General features: G+C 38.6%; 20 protein-coding genes. 12 read left to right on the forward strand and 8 right to left on the reverse strand.

Annotation, left to right across the window (positions count from 1 at the left end; genetic code table 11):
• Window positions 1-129 precede the first annotated feature (129 nt).
• From ACFSFW_RS18275 to ACFSFW_RS18315, 9 genes are all read left to right on the forward strand, one after another.
• Complete coding sequence (locus ACFSFW_RS18275; protein ID WP_388040366.1) at window positions 130-936, forward strand: SDR family NAD(P)-dependent oxidoreductase; 807 nt, start codon at window positions 130-132, stop codon at window positions 934-936.
• 49 nt (window positions 937-985) lie between these two features.
• On the forward strand, window positions 986-2,251 hold the full coding sequence (locus tag ACFSFW_RS18280) for an MFS transporter (protein ID WP_388040368.1): 1,266 nt from the start codon (window positions 986-988) through the stop codon (window positions 2,249-2,251).
• 160 nt (window positions 2,252-2,411) lie between these two features.
• Window positions 2,412-3,161, forward strand: coding sequence for an SDR family NAD(P)-dependent oxidoreductase (locus ACFSFW_RS18285; protein ID WP_388040370.1), 750 nt, complete (start codon window positions 2,412-2,414; stop codon window positions 3,159-3,161).
• Between the two features lie 14 nt (window positions 3,162-3,175).
• The gene (locus ACFSFW_RS18290; protein ID WP_388040372.1) at window positions 3,176-3,910 is read left to right on the forward strand and encodes an SDR family NAD(P)-dependent oxidoreductase; all 735 of its coding nucleotides are present in this window, start codon (window positions 3,176-3,178) and stop codon (window positions 3,908-3,910) included.
• A 69-nt stretch (window positions 3,911-3,979) separates the two neighbouring features.
• A complete protein-coding gene (locus ACFSFW_RS18295; protein WP_304214802.1) occupies window positions 3,980-4,399 on the forward strand; it encodes a MarR family winged helix-turn-helix transcriptional regulator in 420 nt (139 codons plus the stop codon).
• Between the two features lie 223 nt (window positions 4,400-4,622).
• Window positions 4,623-5,804 (forward strand): YecA family protein, encoded by a 1,182-nt coding sequence (locus tag ACFSFW_RS18300; protein ID WP_304214800.1) that lies wholly within the window; start codon window positions 4,623-4,625, stop codon window positions 5,802-5,804.
• Between the two features lie 230 nt (window positions 5,805-6,034).
• Window positions 6,035-7,423: a guanine deaminase gene (gene guaD / locus ACFSFW_RS18305; protein WP_388040374.1), complete on the forward strand. Its 1,389-nt coding sequence runs from the start codon at window positions 6,035-6,037 to the stop codon at window positions 7,421-7,423.
• A gap of 195 nt (window positions 7,424-7,618) precedes the next feature.
• Window positions 7,619-8,167 (forward strand): NADPH-dependent FMN reductase, encoded by a 549-nt coding sequence (locus ACFSFW_RS18310; protein WP_388040376.1) that lies wholly within the window; start codon window positions 7,619-7,621, stop codon window positions 8,165-8,167.
• A 137-nt stretch (window positions 8,168-8,304) separates the two neighbouring features.
• Complete coding sequence (locus tag ACFSFW_RS18315) at window positions 8,305-9,300, forward strand: MsnO8 family LLM class oxidoreductase (protein WP_388040378.1); 996 nt, start codon at window positions 8,305-8,307, stop codon at window positions 9,298-9,300.
• A gap of 73 nt (window positions 9,301-9,373) precedes the next feature.
• Here ACFSFW_RS18315 and ACFSFW_RS18320 read toward each other — a convergent pair whose 3' ends face one another.
• Window positions 9,374-10,585 (reverse strand): amidohydrolase family protein, encoded by a 1,212-nt coding sequence (locus ACFSFW_RS18320; RefSeq protein ID WP_388040380.1) that lies wholly within the window; start codon window positions 10,583-10,585, stop codon window positions 9,374-9,376.
• A gap of 6 nt (window positions 10,586-10,591) precedes the next feature.
• On the reverse strand, window positions 10,592-11,686 hold the full coding sequence (locus ACFSFW_RS18325; RefSeq protein ID WP_388040381.1) for a hypothetical protein: 1,095 nt from the start codon (window positions 11,684-11,686) through the stop codon (window positions 10,592-10,594).
• Window positions 11,687-11,825: 139 nt separating this feature from the next.
• Between ACFSFW_RS18325 and ACFSFW_RS18330 the strand changes: the two genes are divergently transcribed.
• Window positions 11,826-12,257 carry a DUF2383 domain-containing protein gene (locus ACFSFW_RS18330; protein ID WP_388040383.1) on the forward strand — a complete coding sequence of 144 codons (432 nt, stop codon included), beginning with the start codon at window positions 11,826-11,828 and terminating at the stop codon, window positions 12,255-12,257.
• Window positions 12,258-12,362: 105 nt separating this feature from the next.
• Here the strand turns inward: ACFSFW_RS18330 and ACFSFW_RS18335 are convergent, their stop codons facing one another.
• The 4 genes from ACFSFW_RS18335 to ACFSFW_RS18350 all read right to left on the reverse strand — a co-directional run bounded on the left by ACFSFW_RS18335 (window position 12,363) and on the right by ACFSFW_RS18350 (window position 14,261).
• A complete protein-coding gene (locus ACFSFW_RS18335) occupies window positions 12,363-12,728 on the reverse strand; it encodes a carboxymuconolactone decarboxylase family protein (protein WP_388040385.1) in 366 nt (121 codons plus the stop codon).
• Between the two features lie 26 nt (window positions 12,729-12,754).
• Window positions 12,755-12,901 (reverse strand): hypothetical protein, encoded by a 147-nt coding sequence (locus ACFSFW_RS18340; RefSeq protein WP_388040387.1) that lies wholly within the window; start codon window positions 12,899-12,901, stop codon window positions 12,755-12,757.
• 89 nt (window positions 12,902-12,990) lie between these two features.
• Complete coding sequence (gene splB, locus ACFSFW_RS18345) at window positions 12,991-14,016, reverse strand: spore photoproduct lyase (protein ID WP_099362599.1); 1,026 nt, start codon at window positions 14,014-14,016, stop codon at window positions 12,991-12,993.
• Window positions 14,013-14,261 carry a transcriptional regulator SplA domain-containing protein gene (locus ACFSFW_RS18350; RefSeq protein WP_099353271.1) on the reverse strand — a complete coding sequence of 83 codons (249 nt, stop codon included), beginning with the start codon at window positions 14,259-14,261 and terminating at the stop codon, window positions 14,013-14,015. The genes splB and ACFSFW_RS18350 overlap by 4 nt, the downstream gene beginning before the upstream one ends.
• A 244-nt stretch (window positions 14,262-14,505) precedes the next feature.
• Here ACFSFW_RS18350 and ACFSFW_RS18355 point away from each other — a divergent pair, with 244 nt between their 5' ends.
• Entirely contained in the window at window positions 14,506-14,931 is a 426-nt protein-coding gene (locus tag ACFSFW_RS18355) for a YugN family protein (RefSeq protein WP_304214781.1), read from the forward strand.
• A gap of 70 nt (window positions 14,932-15,001) precedes the next feature.
• On the opposite strand, the gene uvsE (ACFSFW_RS18360) is transcribed toward ACFSFW_RS18355, so the two are convergent.
• On the reverse strand, window positions 15,002-15,967 hold the full coding sequence (uvsE, locus tag ACFSFW_RS18360; protein WP_388040390.1) for a UV DNA damage repair endonuclease UvsE: 966 nt from the start codon (window positions 15,965-15,967) through the stop codon (window positions 15,002-15,004).
• Between the two features lie 53 nt (window positions 15,968-16,020).
• Window positions 16,021-16,974, reverse strand: coding sequence for a UV DNA damage repair endonuclease UvsE (gene uvsE, locus ACFSFW_RS18365; protein WP_388040392.1), 954 nt, complete (start codon window positions 16,972-16,974; stop codon window positions 16,021-16,023).
• Between the two features lie 212 nt (window positions 16,975-17,186).
• Here uvsE (ACFSFW_RS18365) and ACFSFW_RS18370 point away from each other — a divergent pair, with 212 nt between their 5' ends.
• Window positions 17,187-18,014, forward strand: coding sequence for a hypothetical protein (locus ACFSFW_RS18370; protein WP_388040394.1), 828 nt, complete (start codon window positions 17,187-17,189; stop codon window positions 18,012-18,014).
• Window positions 18,015-18,181: the final 167 nt, after the last annotated feature.

Raw genomic sequence — 18,181 nt, forward strand, 5'->3', positions numbered from 1 at the left:
GAGTGTACAAAAAAATGTAAAAGATTGTGATTGCATAAAAGAGGAAGTTCTGCTAACATTTAAGTGCTTAACTGTTAGATATCTAAATATTAGATGAAAAAACATAATTTTTCGAAAGGGGTTTCAATGATGGGAAGAGTAACGGGAAAGGTTGCACTAGTAACAGGTGGCGCTTCAGGTATAGGGCTATCATCTGCGACATTATTGGCAAAAGAAGGAGCGCAAGTGGTAATTGCTGATTTTAATGTAGATGGGGCAAAGGCGGTCGCACAAGAAATAAAGTCTAATGGCGGTGAAGCAATTGGGATTTTCCTTGACGCTGGAAGTGAAGAATCTATTAAGGAGGCAGTCGAATTTACTGTCAATCAATACGGTTCTATACATGTTTTATATAACAATGTTGGTGGGACAAATCTAAAGAAAGATTTAGATGTAGTTAACATGGATCTTGACGAGTGGGATCGCCTCATGAATTTAAACTTAAAAAGCGTTTTGCTTGGAAGTAAATTTGCCATCCCACATATGATTGAAGCGGGTGGTGGTTCGATTATCAATACAGCATCGATGGCAGGCTTTTTTAGTGATGCCATCCGTTCTGCATATGGAGCATCAAAAGCAGGGGTAGTAAATCTTACGAAATACATCTCAACACAGTATGGAAAAAATAAGATTCGCTGTAATGCGGTTGCTCCGGGGTTGATTTTAACACCTGCTGCGAAAAATAATATGTCACCAGAAGTATTGGACATTTTCGCAAAATTTAATGCGTTACCATATCACGGTGAGCCAGAGGATATTGGGCATACTGTTGTTTTCTTGGCTTCAGACGAATCTAAGTTTATAACAGGACAAACCATTCAAGTAGAAGGTGGACATTATATAGGAAATCCAAGTATTTCTGACTTCGAAGAATTAATGAAAAAGGCACAAAACTAATTAACAGTTCGACAGTATGAGAGTTTAAATAAGGGGAGTATGGGAGTTCATGGGAGAAAATAAAAAACAAATCCACTATGCATGGTGGATATTAGTGGCTTTATGTATCATAGTTGGCCTTGGTAAAGGTGGGTTAAATAATTCTGCAGGTTTATTTTTGACACCCATCACAAAAGAACTTGGAATTGGATTGGGGAGTTTAACACTCTATTTTAGTGTATCTGCTGTTGTGACTATGATTTTCTTACCTATTGGCGGTAAAATGATGGCAAAATATGATACTCGGGTACTCTTAATAGTTGCTATTATCTTGCAAGCTGGAGCTTTTGCCATGTTTGGCTTAATGAAATCAGTCTGGGGATGGTATCTATTTGCTATTCCGCTAGCAGTCGGTGGAGTCTTTATAACTGTTATCGCTGGCCCAGTATTGATTAATCAGTGGTTTAAAAAAAGCAGTGGTCTTGCGCTTGGAATATTGAGTGCAGCAGGTGGAATTCTTGGTGCAGTCGCGCAGCCAGTAGTTGGTGGTTTAATAGCCGACCGTGGGTGGGGAGCTTCTTATATCATTGTCGGGATTACAGTTATCATTATTGTGGTTCCAACCATTATGTTGTTTATAAAAAAATCACCTCAAGACAAAGGCTTGATTCCTTATGGAATGGGTGAGACAAAACAGAACGGTCAAGGAATTGAAAATGAAACAAGTGAAAAAGGTGTAGAAATGAAGGTAGCGAGAAAATCAATTGCCTTCTATGCATTAATGGTCTTTTTCCTTTTAGTTACCTCCATTGCGAGCTTTTCAATGCATATTCCGACATATTTAATGAATAAAGGATTTGATGTAACTTTTGCAGGCAATGTGATGGGGACGTATATGATTGGAGTCCTTTTTGGATCATTAATTATCGGGTTTCTAACAGACAGAATCGGATCAAAAATTACAGCTATCCTTGCAATGGGGGCGGGGATGATTGCAATTTTGCTACTATTATTCTCAGGAACTAGCACCGCAATTATATCAGTGGCTGTTATATTGTTTGGCTTTATATCTTCATCAATTGGAACATTGGGGCCAGCACTTACATCTAGCTTATTTGGTAATAAAGAATATAGTCAAATTTATTCAACAGCATCTCTCGGATTAGCTGTGGCATCTATTATTGCTTTACCTGCTTACGGATACGTTTTTGATTTCATGGGAAGCTACACCCCGGTATTATATGCAATTATTTTTATGTTAGTTATCAATATGATAAGTGTGGTCATTGCCTTTAGGAGCAAAAAGAAAATGGAACAAGATGGTTTGTGGAACTGAAACTTAAGCACTAGTAATGTGAAAAATTCAATTACTAGTGTTTTTTTATCAAATCACAATTTTGACGTTTTTAAATATTTGCAGGTAGTCTTCGAATTTGATATTATTTAGATGTCGAATATTTAGATATCTAAATATAAAACGAAAAGGGGTTAATTGAATGAAATTACAAGGCAAGGTTGGAATTATTACTGGAAGTGCTTCAGGTATTGGTAGAGGAATTGCTCTGGCAATGGCAAAAGAAGGTGCTCATATAGCTATTGTTGATGTGAATGAAGAAAAAGGGAAAGATACCCTTGCCGAAATTAATCAATATACAGAAGGTTTACTTTTCATCAAAGATATCTCGATCAAAGAAAATGTCTATGAAATTGTAGATGAAGTGGTGAAAAAGTTTGGTAAACTAGACATTCTTGTAAACAATGCGCATGCATCAAGACAGGCTCTTTTACATGAAACAACACAGGAGATGTTAGATTTATCTTTTGGTACTGGCTTTTATCCAACCTTCCACTTTATGCAAGCAGCATATTTGGAATTAAAGAAAACAAAAGGAAAAGTAATTAACTTTGCATCGGGTGCTGGAATAGATGGACAAGTGACACAAACTTCTTATGCGGCTGCAAAGGAAGCAATTCGTGCAATTTCTCGTGTTGCAGCGAATGAATGGGGACCAGAAGGAATTAATGTTAATTTGATTTCACCTATCGCATTAACAGAAGGTGTACAGCAATGGCGTGAAAGTGCACCAGACATGTACGAAGCTATGGTAAACAAAATTCCGTTGCGTAGACTTGGCGATCCAGAACAAGATATCGGCCGTGTAGCAGTATTTTTAGCTAGTAGCGACTCAGATTATATAACAGGACAAACGTTCATGGTTGATGGCGGTTCAATAAAATTACGTTAGGGAGTGTATGTAGAATGGGAAGATTAGATAATAAGGTTGCAATTATTACGGGTGGTGCATCTGGAATTGGTGAAGGAATGGTGAAGTTATTCAGCCAAGAAGGTGCTATTGTGATTGCTGCTGATATTAATGAAGCATCACTTGAAAAGATTAGTCAACTCGAGAATGTATACGGTATGAAACTAAATGTTGCTTCGGACGAGGACTGGGAAGTGTTAGCAAAGGAAGTAAATGATCGTTTTGGTAAAATTGATATTCTAGTCAATAACGCGGGGATTTCATCTGAAAAGCCCTATCAGGATATTAATCTAGATGATTGGCAGAAAATGCTTTCGATTAACGGCTTCGGTCCTTTTGCTGGTATGAAACATGTTGCTCCATATATGGCGGCTAAAAACTCAGGATCTATAATTAACATTTCCTCTTATACAGCACAAATTGGACAAGGCTTTAACCATTATTCTGCTTCCAAGGGGGCTGTTCGTGCGATATCTAAAGCTGCAGCCACAACCTTTGGTCGCAATGGAGTTCGTGTGAATGCCTTGTTCCCAGGAATCATTGAAACACCAATGACTCAAGCCTTAAGCACATCAAAGGAACTTCTTGGTCTGTTAATCCAAGCAACTCCTTTACAACGCCTAGGAAAACCAAGTGATATTGCGAATACAGCATTATTCCTTGCGTCTGATGAATCATCTTATATTACTGGTGCAGAAATAGTGATTGATGGTGGATTCTCTGCTCAATAATGTGTATGCTAAAAAGAGCCCTTAAGGTATTTAGGGGCTCTTAACTTTTGAAGGCGAGGAAGAAACTTTATGAAAGAACAGACCATATTTGAAATCCTACATAACATGGATAAAGTAACGAATAATTTAATTATCCAGTGGAATAAGTTCTTTGATGAAGATCTCGGTGTCTCCCAAATTCTTGTGCTAGGACACTTGAAGGTCCATGGAAAAAGCCGTCTTTCTGATATTGCGAAAGCATTGGGACTTACTCCTCCTACCTTAACCCATCTATCAAACAAACTTGTAAAAAGAAATCTCGCTGTTCGAAAAATAGACGAGTCTAATCGAAGGGTCGTTTATTTAGAAATCACCGATGAAGGAATAGAAATGGTTTCTAAAGCGAATGAAGAAGGAAAAATACTCCGTAAAAAGCTACTAGAAAGACTAACCGAAGAAGAAACACAACAATTACGCAACATATACGAAAAACTAACAAAATTTCTGTGAATTTTGGGACAGAGGGACAGGTCCCTCGTCCTACCATATTTTTCCTGGGACACGGGACCTGTCCCTGCGACCCACGCCATTAGTCCCGAAAACACTAGTCACTTATCCTAATAGTTTAGGAGTGGCTGGTGTTTTTTTGCGTGTGTTTTTCAGGGAGTTGGGCCCCTTTTTTGTCAAAGTGTTTTATTCTTTGTATAATGTAATAGATTGTGGAGGTTTTAGAATGAAAGAAGTAAATAGTATTAAACAACTAGATAACATGTCGAGACAAGGTCTCGAACCAACAAGACAGGATACTAAGAAGCAAGAAGAAAAACGAGAACAGAAATATTGGAGTGAAATAAAGGTTCCTTTTCGTTTAGATGAGGCATTGAGTGCATACGCGAAATACGAGTTAGATGACATTAGAAGGTACTTAGAAATAAAGAATGCTAGCAGTTTAAAGAAGGCGGACCTCATTGCATTATTCCAACAAGAAATACCAGTGCTTTTGAAAAATGTTTGCAGTCAATGGGATGTTGAACGTTTTTCCTTACTCGTTAAAATAGCTCGTAATGGTGGCTATCTACATGCACCTGAATTGGAAGATGACCAGATTATGTACTTCCGGAAAACAGGTATGCTTTTTACTGGAAGTATAAATGGAAAAAAGGTAGTAGCTATTCCAGATGAACTCATTGAAGAGATATTAAACGTAGAAAAAGATCTACATTTTAGAGGGATTATTAAGCGAAATACAGAGTGGATCAAGCTTACCCAAGGTCTCTTGTATTATTATGGTACTTTAACTGTTACAGAATTGGGCCAAATGATAGAAAAATATATAAAAGAACCATTAAGACCTCAAGATTATTTTCAAGTTCTTCAAGACTTTAATTCATATAAAAAAGGAATAGTTAGTGATGATGTGGGGTATTCGAACCGGAGAGTGTTTGATCCAAAAAGGGTGAAATACGAACATCAAGCTAGAAAAAATGTACCTTTTTATCCTTTTACAAAAGAGCAGCTACTTGAAGCTGGTGAACTCGATTTTGTTGATCGAAATGTGAGTTATATACAATTAGTCAACTTTATTAAACAAAACTTTGAAACTAAAAAACTAGATGCGGATAGTATTGTTGAAGAATGTGTATACGCAACTAGGAAAGGTCAGAATTTAAACGATATTTTACAATATTTAAGTGGTGTTCTTGTTTTCGATAGTCAGGATACACTTCAAAAACTTGTAGATAAAGTGGCTACTTTGATGAATAACACAAGAGAATGGTTCCTAAAAGGACATACTTCAAATGAGCTAAAAAATGTAAATGAGAATCCTGTAGGTAATACAAATATAAAAATCGGAAGAAACGAACCATGTCCATGCGGAAGTGGGAAAAAGTATAAAAAATGCTGTGGTAGATAAGGAACATAGATCCGTTTTCTGACCATATTTCATCAGAGACACGGGACTTGTCCCTAAAAAAGAACCCCTCCTTAATAATCTAAGGAGGGTTCTTTACATTTGTTCATGATTGCTAGTCCTGAGTGGCAGCTATTAGATCAAGGACTTATGTTATAATTTAGTTGTTAATTGCGTTTTAGCACGGGGATTCCGTATTATTTTCGAAAATAGTTTTAATGTAGGTGAAATTGATGATTAAGTTTGCACGTGTGTTTCATGGAACAGCATTTACGAGCCGTTCCCCTAAGGAAGTTGAGGTACTAAAAGATCATCTTTTTTGTATAAACGAAGATGGCATGATTGAAAAAATAGTTGGTCCCGATCATGATGAGTATCAACAAATAGTAGAGGTATATCAAAGTTCTGATTGCTATCATCGTTTAGATGAGGGTCAATATTTTTTACCAGGATTTATTGATTTACATGTTCATGCTCCACAATGGGCACAAGCAGGTACTGCATTAGATATTCCTCTCTATGACTGGTTGAATACATATACATTTCCGATTGAAGCGAAGTTTGCGGATCTTGAATTTGCTAACAAGGTATATAACGAGGTGGTCGATACCTTACTTGCAAATGGGACGACGACTGCACTTTATTTTGCAACGGTTCATAAAGAAGCAAGTCTTTTGCTGGCACAGATATGTGCTGAAAAAGGTCAACGTGGCTTGGTTGGGAAAGTGGTGATGGATAATCCTGACCAAACAGAGGATTATTATCGTGACCGAGACACGAAAACAGCATTAGTTGAAACCGAAGAATTTATTTTAGCCGTTAAGGAGTTAGGAAAAACAACAAAGCAAGGCGTATATCCAGTAGTGACACCTCGATTTATACCAAGTTGTACCGATGAAGCATTGAAAGGCTTGGGTGAATTGGCAGGGAAACACGATACATATATTCAATCGCATTGTAGTGAAAGTGATTGGGAGCATGGCTATGTGAAAGAGCGTTTTGGTAAAAACGACGCGTTTGCACTAAATGACTTTGGGTTGTTACGTGAAAAATCCGTCATGGCACATTGTAATTTTCTATCTGATGAAGATGCAGATTTATTTGCTGAAAAGGGCGCAGCTGTCTCTCATTGTCCGATTTCCAATGCTTATTTTGCCAATAGTGTCATTCCGATTGCACGCTTTCAATCTAAAGGAGTAGATATTGGACTAGGTTCAGATATTTCAGGTGGATTCTCACCGAGTCTTTTTGATAATGTAAAGCAGTCGGTAATTTCCTCAAGAATGTTAGAGGATGGAGTAAATGCAGACCTACCAGCTAATGAACGCGGAGTATCAAATTCAAGGATTACACTTAACGAAGCATTCTATTTTGCAACTGCAGGCGGAGGAGAAAGTTTAAGCCTACCAATCGGTCGTCTTGCTGAAAACTACGCGTGGGATGTACAAATCATTGACACAAAATTAGAGACAGCGAAACTTCCACTATATGACGAGGAAGAAAAATTACACGACATCTTTCAAAAAATAATCTACCTAGCACGACCAGAGAACATTCGCCAAGTCTGGATTCAGGGAGAACAAGTCTGGGACAGAGGGACAGGTTCGTCCCACAATATTTAGAACATAGAACCTCTTTGCTAGTAAAACACCGGTCATCACCTTGGTTTAGAGGTGGAGACTGGTGTTTTTAGTATTCCGCTGCGGGGATTTATGTCAAAGCATTGTAGAAGACGGTAGAGCAATCTGTTTGAAAAATGGAACAAATTACTATAATGTGAAAGTGTTAATGTTTTTAATTCTTGGGAGGTAAAAGGAATGAACATCGTAACACTCGTAGGAAGCTTAAGAAAAAATTCATTTAATATGCAAGTCGCTAAAACCATGCAAGAACGATATAAGGATAAATTGAACATACAAATACCTGATATCGGTGCTTTACCTCATTTTAATCAAGATGATGAATTAAATCCGCCACAAGTTGTAAAGGATTTTAAAGCAGCCATTGCCAATGCAGACGGTGTTATTATTATTACACCTGAGTACAACTGGTCGGTTCCTGGTGTATTAAAAAATGCTTTAGATTGGACTTCACGCGTGGAGCAAGTATTTATTGGCAAACCTGTTATGACACTTGGAGCCACTCCAGGGATGATGGGAACGATTCGTGCCCAATTACATTTGCGTGATATTTTAGTAGCGCCAGGTATCCAAGCAAATATTCTACCTCCAGGAGCTAACGAGATCCTAATAAACACTGTACATCAAAAAGTTGATGAACAAACTGGACAATTCGTTGATGAAACAACACTAAGCTTCTTAGATAGTAAAATTGAAGCATTTGTCGATTTCGCAAAAACAAACTAAAACATAAGAAGTGCGAGCCCCATTAAGGATGCTGGCACTTTATTTTTAGGGACAGAGGGACAGGTCCCTCGTCCCACCATATTTTACCGAAACAACAATGATTCTGTTACCACAACATAGAAAGGAGGATACAGAAAATGAGATTAAGTGTTCTTGACCAAGCCCCGATTACAAAAGGCAATTCTCCTGCGGCTGCATTGAAAAAAGCCGAGGAGCTCGCAATCTTGGCGGATGAATTAGGATATCATCGGATGTGGATGGCTGAGCATCATGGAACCGGCTCATATGCGAGTTCGGCCCCGGAGATTTCAGTTGCACATCTTGCGGCAAAAACAAAGAAGATCCGAATTGGAACTGGTGGAGTCATGATGATGCATTACTCACCACTAAAGCTTGCCGAGGTGTTCAAAACACTAAGTTCATATTCTCCAGGAAGAATTGATTTTGGAGTTGGGCGTGCACCAGGCGGGGACCAGTACGCAATCTATGCATTATCTGAAGGTCGCCAACCAATGGTAAATAATATGTATGAAAAATTCGACCTTGCATTACGGTTGATTAAAGATGAAGTTCCTGACCATCCGCTCTATAAAAATACAATCGCAACCCCTTCTCAAGTTGTTCTGCCCGAAGCATGGTTATTAGGTTCAACTGGAAACAGTGCTGTCATGGCAGGAAGGATGGGTGTTGGCTATTCCTTTGCACAGTTTTTTAGTGGGGAAATGACAAAGGATATTCTAGACTTATATAAAGATGAATTTAAGCCAACTGTCTTTATGGAAAAGCCAGAGATTACAGTTTCCTATATGGTGACCGTTGCTGAAACAGAGGAGGAAGCCGAGTTTGAAGCATTGCCACATGACATTGCGCGTCTATGGCTGATGAGAGGAAAGCTTGGACAGGTGTTAACTCCAAAGGAAGCACAAGACTATCCGTTAACTGAAGTAGAACGGACGACAATACAAGAAAATCGTAAAAAACTTCACGTAGTTGGATCAGCTAAAGCAATTGCTGAAAAACTTCGTCAAGAGCAGCAGGAATATGGCTATGACGAAGCAATGATTTGTAGCATCCCTCATTCACAAGAAAAGCGACTGAATGTATACAGATTACTGGCTAAGGAATTATTATAATTTGGCCCTCGTCCCACCATATTTTTACAGGGACAAGGGACCTGTCCCTGCGTCCCACCATTTTGCGTCTTAATTAATCTCGTTCAATTACTTTGGTTCCTTTATAATAGATTTTTTTAATTTGTTCCACATCTGTAATTTCTAAACCTGGTATGCCTTCGGCGACTAGGAAATTGGCTTCAAGTCCTGGTTTTAACTTTCCAAATTGTTTTTCTTTTCCTAGAATCCTAGCTGGATTTGCTGTTAATAATGCAAGAATATCGTTCTCATTGTAGCTATCCTTTAACAGTTTCATAGATGGCCCGGCGATAAGCATCAAAGAGTCGGGCCCTTTTAAAGAGCGATCCTGAAATGGCAGCCATGGAACTCTAGGATAAGGTGGCAAGTATGCATCTGTTGAAATAGAAACAGGAATCTGTTTCTGTACCAACTTCTTAATTTCCTCAGGAGAATTGGGTGGTAGATGTGTTCCGCCCATTGGAGTAGCCACAATCTGTATTCCTCTTTCTGCCACTTGATTGATCTGCTCATCCGTAATCCCGTGGGCATGGTGCAAGACATCAAACCCTGCTTCAAGGGTCAACTCGATTCCTTTTTTACCCGCAACATGGCAACCAATTTTCTTACCCATTTCATGAAAAATAGAGACAAGTTCCTGTAGTTGACGGCGGGTATAAATGATTTCGCCGGCTCTTGGTACCAATTCCTCCGTAAAATTAGCTGGGGTGGCATTGATAAATATATTTTCACCGGGATAGTCACTGTTTTCGGCTATTTTTTTTACAAGAGTAGATGAAGTTAAGTCATCCTGGGTAACAGCCGTTGATTCGGTAATCGATGTGAAATGAGCAAGTTTCTCAAAGCCAATGGAGATGCTTGTCGTTGCAAATGAGATATCCATTGGAAAACCAGCCACTGCTTCACGATAATCACTTATAGAAAATTTACATAGGGGATGACCACATATTTGCTCACCTAATGCCGTTATTCCGGAAGACAAAGCTTTAAAAAGGATTCCTGTTCCTGCAATAAAATGCGTTTCAGGAGTTACCGGATACAGGGAGGTAGGAGCAAACTCGAGTAAATGTGTGTGACAGTCCACAAGCGCTGGCGTGATAACGTATTTTGAGCAATCAACCACCTCAACCTCAGGGAATTGAGTTTGTAAATCATTCCATCTACCAACTTCTTGAATTAATCCGTTTTCGACCAACATCCCACCATTGTCAATCGTTCCCGCATTCGAAACCGTCACAAGTTTTTTTCCGCGAATAATATATTTCATCTACCATCACACCAAAAATGGGGTCAGCCAGTAGCCGAGCACACAGGCTGTGGCAATGCGGATTAACAGTCCAATAACGGCTGCTCCAAGTACTTCTCTTTCTGTGAGGTCTGAGGATTCAGCCCAAGTGACAGGTACTTGCCCAAAAATGACAGATAACGGCAAACCTGAATTGGCAAGAACAAATGAACCCACAATTAATCGAGGATCAATGGTTGTCGCAAGGTCTGCAAGTTGTGCAACTGCCAACGTTGGTGCAGCAAGTATCGAAACGATCCCAGTAGCAGGTTCGATACTTAGAAACGTTAGACTAGAAGAAAGACCTGATTCAATGAAGCTCCAGACACCCGCAAATTTTAATGCGCCGATGAAAAAGAATACAGCAGCTACCGCAGGGATGATAATCAGGAAAAGAAGTTCTGCTCCTTCTCTAGCTGATGCAAAGATCGTGTTTAAAAACCGTGTGTTGGGCGTAAAACGAGGTAATTCGGTAAGTTCTACTTTTTTTGTATCTCGGTAAATCGTTCTTGATAGCAGGAACGGAACAATAACAATCGGAACGAAAATAGATAATAGTACTAATGGAAAAGCATTGATTCCAAAAACGGAAAGAGCAATCAGCCCAAGTACAAAAGTAGCAAAGGATTGGGGGGACTGAATCATTGTCGAAACGGCAATTTTTTGTTCAGCCTTCGTAGCGTTTGCCTTTACTAAAATCGGTCCGGAAATTTTTCCAGCTGCATTTATATCTCCAAGAATATTGTATACACTTGGAATGATGACTGAAGGATTGATTTTAAACCACTTCATAATGGGGACAAAAATCCGAATCAATCCGTCTGTAAAACCTAATCGTTCTAGTATCCTACCAACGATAACGCTTACAATAATAGCAATGCCAATTTCACTTGTGAGGAAAATATCTACAACAACTGGTTTTACTTCTTGAATGATGGTATCGAAAAGCGTAGACATAGAATTAGGAGAAAGTAATAAAAGAAGCAGTAAACCAAAAACTAAAATAACCCCGATGATTTCCCACATATGCCAGCTTGCTCTTGCTGCTTTTGGCATGGATTGTGGTGCTTTGTTCTTCTCCATATTGAGTCCTCCAGACATATATTTATCATTATTCAATTTATGTTTAAAATGTGGGGAGGTGCCTGTTTGATTGGGGCTTTTACATGCATAATATCCTTTAAATCCCTCATAATAAGGGAAAAAGGAAAAGTGTGAGAATATGAACAATAACGAAATCGTGATTGAGGAACTAAACACTTTATTAAGAGGATGTTATATGGGAATTCGTGCCTTTGAACATCACATTCAAAATCTTGACGATCCAGTGTTAAAGCAGAAGTTCCAAGCGATGCAACAAGAGACCAAGAAAAATGCTCAAAAAATCGCTGAAAGGATTCAAAATTTAAATGGAGTGCCTGCGGATAACGAGGGTTTATCCGGAAGAATCCACAGTTCCATGCACAAAATGATGCTTTCCAACGATTCGGAGGGGATTATGGAAGATGCGATAAAAGGGTTAGATCAATATGGTGTTGAGTATTCAGAGGAACTTGTTAAGGGTGACCTTGATCCAGAAAGCAGGAAAATAGCTGAAGAGGTAATCGATACAAGCCGCAGACATGCAGAAGAAATCAAAACTTTACTAAGATAAAAGAATCCTAAATTGGAAATGAACACACTCATTAAAACTTAAGGGTGTGTTTTTTAGTGGGAAAAAGACAGCCTTGTAGGAGACTGTCTTTGGGTTAAAAAGGTTTTACTGTTTTAATTGGTTCAATTCTTCCATACTCTCCTGAACAAGTGTAACGGCTTGACTCATGGCTGCTCCTCCACCAAACGCCGCAGTTACACCGACAGCTTCGAGTATTTCCTCTTCAGAACAGCCTTGATCTAAACAGCCTTTTGTATGGTAGATGATACAATATTCATCTTGTGAATACAGACTTATTCCTAAGGCAATAAGTTGTTTTTGTTTTTGAGATAAAACGCCCTCTTTAAAGCATTCTTCTGTAAAAGCATTATATAACTCAGCAAGCTTTGGCATTTTTTTAGTGAAGGTACCTAATCCCATCTTATAATCAAGGAGGGCAGCCTCCGTTGAATTTCTAGCTTCAATATCCATACTATTGATTCCTCTTTTCTAAAAGCTTATTTGTATCCCTTTGCATTGGGATCCATGCTATTAGCACCATAATCTGGAACATGGCTTGCGTGTTTTTCATGGTATCTTGATCCTGAACCAACATCACTATTTCTTTGTGGTTTCGCGTTGTTATTTCCTTTTTGCTTTGCCATCATTTTCACCTCTGCATTTTTTTGGGACGAGGAACCTGTCCCTTTGTCCCTGACAAGGATACCTTGTCCACCGGTATTTTTACCTTGATTTATGTGAAGTATTCTAGTTTTGCGTTTGGGAAAAATTTTTCCATATACGAATAGAGGTGTTTTTTGATATCCTCTTCTTCATCCTTCTGATAGATGTATTTCCCGATCCCGTATTTACCCCATTTATACCTTCTTTTTTCTTCGTCTAGTTCCAATTTAGTCATTGGGTAATTTTTTTCGATGACCCTTTTTGCTGGCTTGGTAAATCTGTGTTGAATGAATTCAAAGGTTAAATCCTTTTTGGCTTCTGGCGGCAATTCTGCTTCTAATCGCTCGAACATCTTATAGTATCCATCTTCCCACCCTTCATGGAGGTAGATGGGAGCTATGATAAACCCAAGAGGATAACCCGCCCTCGCAACTTTACCAGCAGCCTCGATTCTTTTTTCTAATGGGGATGTTCCAGGTTCAAAGTTCTTTACAATATAATCAGCATTCATACTAAAGCGGAACCTAGTTTTACCGTTGTGTTTGGCATCTAATAAGTGATCAACATGATGAAACTTTGTCACAAACCGTAATTTGCCGAACTCTGATTCCCCAAAATGTTCAATCGCTCTTTTAAGAGTATGTGTTAAATGATCAATTCCAACGATGTCCGATGTACACGATGCTTCAAACCTGGTTATTTCAGGTGCACGCTCCGCCATATATTGATCAGCTGCCTCTAGAATTTCGTCAACATTTACATATGTACGAATATATGGCTTCGACCCCATCGTTGTTTGCAGGTAACAATAATGACAATGACCCATACAGCCAGTTGCGAAGGGAATCGCATATTCTGCAGAAGGCTTTGAGGTGTCAAATTTAAGTGTTTTTCTAATCCCCACTACAAGTGTTGATTTAGCGACTCGGTATTTTTGGAAGTCATTATCACCGGGTAAGTTTCTTACCTGATTGTGTGATGTGGTATATCGAATCTCAACATCCATCTTTTCAAATTTTTCGAGAAGCTGTTTTCCTAACGGGTAATCTAATGCTTTCGGTTCAAAATAGATGAGCTTTGGATTAAATGGTTTCATTCGAATGTCCCTTCCGAAACATCCCCATAGTAATACTGATAGGCCTGGTTTGCTTCTTCTTCCGTTGAATACACAGCAACCTCATTTGATAGTGGATAATACGTTTCATACAGAAACAGGGCTAACTCATTCGGTCTCTCAGGGTGATTCACAACAGCTGCTGCTTGGATATTAGCTACGTCTTGAGTATGGGGATTTCGATAAAATACATAAACAACATCTCCAGCCTGATACATTTGTTCCATGACATCACCTTTACAGTGGGACAGAGTTCCTTCGTCCCTAAATTTGTATTAGCTCAGGACAACGAACTTGTGCCTGTGTCCCAATAAAAAAGATTAAATCCTTTTTACTCATTTTTGCTATTCATTCCCTAAGTTATGTCTGTTGGATTATGGAAAAAGAAGAGGTTTCATGCAACCATGTATGTTCCTTTACTATTTTGAAAATACTACCAATAGTAACTATGATTAGTAGAGGTGAATAAGTGTGATTGCATTAAATTCAGTAATCGATGGGAAAACAGCAAACTTTGGCGCAGTCCGAGATATATTTGATTCCCATGGATGCAGTTTTTGCAGTAATTTTGAATATGATCAAGGAAAGTTTGATGCTGTATTATCGCGTGAAAATGGAGAAACCATTTATTTACGAGTTCCTTTTTTCGTTGTGGAAGGGATGCTTGATCATTCGAGTGCCCAAATCCAATTTGGTACACCGTATGTGATAAAGCATATTGTGAATTTTGGTCTTGACCATGATGAAAACTCATTTGTCACTGCAACGACTGGACTTGACCAATTCCAAGAGCCACTGGATAAAGATGGACGTATATCCGATAAAAGCAGGTGGGAACAAGCGGGTGTTGAAGTAGTAGAACGCATTTACAATTCCATGAGAGACTTAGTATCGTAATGGGACGGAGGGACAGGTGAACTGTCCCACTTTTTTATTTTGGGACAATGGACCTGTCCCTGTGACCCACTTATTTTAAATAAAAGGAAGAGCCATCGATTATTTCTACATCATCCCTCGTTTTGATTTCTTCCATTAGTTGAAAGAGTGCAGCGTCTTTTTTCTTTGCTTCGATCATGCAGTCGATTTGTGGAACACTGTCTTTTATTTCTTTTAAAAATGTAAAAAACATCTCGATATCGACGAAGTCTGAATGATGACGAAAGGCTTCCTTGCTTTTTGGACTTGAAATATGCATTTTGATCGGAAGTGGAGAATGCTTCCATGTTTGCACAACCCTCTCCCAATGCATTTCCCAATTCGGATTCTCATGGTGGGCGAGATGGTGATGATAATCAAAGACGAGCGGAATATTTAGTTTTTCACATAAGTACAGGGTATCTTCTAGAGTGAACGATGTATCATCATTTTCGAGCATAATCATCTTTTGAATTTTTGCAGGGACATCCATCCAATTGGTAACAAAACGTTCAAGTGAAACATCCGTTTCTTTATAATTTCCTCCGACATGCATGACACACCGATGAGTGGGATCTAACCCCATAGCCCTTAAGAGAAGATAGTGAAGCTTTAGGGTGCGCACAGAGTTTTTAAGAATGTCCACTTGAGGAGAATTGATCAACACAAAGTGATCTGGATGAAAATCCACCCGGAAATCATGTTCCTTCACAAAATCTCCAATTTCACGAAGGCTTGCCTTTAATGGTTTCATATAATTCCAATCAAGAAGCTCTTCATGATTGGCTAAAGGAATGAGTCGAGAAGTAAACCGGTAAAAATAAATGTCAGATGCCGCATTATGCTTTAGTAGTCTAAGTGTATTATGTAAATTGGAAAGGGCAATCCGTTCTAATTTGCGAATCGCTGCCTCTCGGTCTTCTATTTTTTGAAATTGGGCAAATGTCATTGTTTTTGAAGGGGAAGCATTTTTAAGTTCTGTACTCATTGCCACGTAACCAAGACGTACCTTTGTCACCATCATTCACCTCACATATTAATAACCATTTTAGTGGGACAAGGGACCTGTCCCTACCACTCCACTGTTGAGCTAGATGTTCGCTTTACTCCTCTGATTTTCGATATTTCTTCAACGAGTTTGTGCATGGCAAGGTTTTTTTGCTTTGCTTCAATCATGATATCGAAGTCTTCATCAAGCTCCTTAGCCATTTTTAAAAAAGGCATAATAAAATCTAGTGACACAAAATCAGCATGTGAACGGAAGGCATTATCTGATTTGGGTGATGAAATATGCACCTTTGGTACAGTAGGCCTGTCAATCCATGTATTGAAAATGCGTTCCAAATAAAGAGGGAGGTCGACGTCTCCCATATTTGCCATATAGTGATGGTAATCGAGGACCATTGGAATGTTTTCTTTTTCACAAGTAATCAGTGTTTCTTCTACATCATAGGTTTTATCATCATTTTCAAGTGTCATTTGTTTTTTTATTTCATTTGGTAGTTGTTTAAGGTTTTGATGAAAACGTGATAATGATGTTTCCTTATCTCCATACGCACCACCAATGTGTATATTAAGGACTCCTTTGTCAAGTGCATTCAATGCTTTAAGCATCTTGAAATGAAATTCCATATCGCTTACAGCGTTCGTCGTGACTTCTTCTCTTGGACTTGTAAAAAGGGTGAACTGATTAGGGTGAAAGCTTACCCTCATATTAAATTGTTGGATAAGTCGCCCAAGCTCGTCCCATTCATTCTTAAAGGGAGTGATGAAATCCCACATGACCTCTGGGTGGGTGGCCAAGGGGACAAGTGAGCTTGAAAGCCGGTAAACCTCAATTTCATGTGCGATATTATAATGCAGAATTCTCTTTGTATGAAGTAAATTCTGTGCAGTCACAAATTTTAGTTTTTCCATACGTTCATCTTTAGGAAGTGCTGCATAGCGTGTGAAAGTTAATGATTTTGAAGGACTTGAATCCCATAAACCTAATGCATTTGCCACATAACCAAAACGAATTTTCATTTTTACCCTCTTTTGGAACGGGGCTCCCCAGTCCCTTTTTTTATTTGCGGTGGGACAAGGAACCTGTCCCTATGTCCCAGAATTTTGTTATATTTAATGTAAGGAGAATATGATGTTATTATGCGGAAGTTTCTATTTTTTATGGGGAGATGATGGGGATCGAGAGAAATTTTAGGATTTTTGTAGTACTGGCTTTGGTGGGGAGTTTGGTGATGAATTTTACGTTAATTTCGAAAGTGAACCAGCTTGAGGGGCAGGTAAGCAATATTTCTAACTTTCAACACGATATTACATCTAGTATTGATGGTCAGGCGACACAAGTGTACAGTGCTTTAGAAGAATTTAAAAATGAACAGAGCTGGATTAGTAGGATTACAATGGATATTGATAACAATGCAGTAACAAATGGCCAAGCGAATGCCATTTTTAATTGGCAGGTCAAGGAGTTACAAAAAAATTCAGAGGTTGTATTTCATTATGCATTTGGTGAGAGTGAGGAATATCAAGCTATTCCTGCAAAGGAAGTGCAAAATGGTCTTTTCCAGGTACAAGTGCCTTTTAGATTTGATAAAGAGCCACAATGGCATGTCGGCCTGATTACTTCAGATTCCTATCACAGTGAAGAGACATCAGAAAAAGAAGCCATCGATAGGAATGATGGAATTCATTTTTATGTAACGGTTTCTTATGATGATATGGTAAAAAGCAGTGAACTTCAGAATGAATTTTTAGGTGATTTGAGATCAAGTTATTACGGAATCATCCAGACAGATGTTCATATTTTTAAATCTAAATTAGATATAACGTTGATCAATTATCAGATTGATGAAAAATCAGTATATGTAGAAAAAGCAACCCTCTTAAAATATAAGGGAGATACCTTAATCGGAGAAGAAGAATTGGACATGGTCAAAGAAAACTCACCAGATATTAGTGAGCGTTTTTTCAACATCCATCAAGTTGAACAGTATGAAAATATCAGACTAGTGATGAAAGTCGAATATAGTAACGGAGATACCTTTGAAAAAGAAATCTATTAACGGGACAGGGAACCCATTCCCTAGGTTGGGGGTTCCTTGTCCTTGTTTTTTATCGGCATAGGAAAATGTACCTATCCTTTTTGGAGGGGGTATAATCTTTTCACCTTTTTTTATTTTGCTTTTTATTTAACATTAATAAATGTAAGCGTTTTACATATTAGTGTTGA

The sequence above is a fragment of the Ferdinandcohnia salidurans genome, assembly GCF_042680725.1.
GTDB classification, from domain to species: Bacteria; Bacillota; Bacilli; order Bacillales; family Bacillaceae_L; genus Ferdinandcohnia; species Ferdinandcohnia salidurans.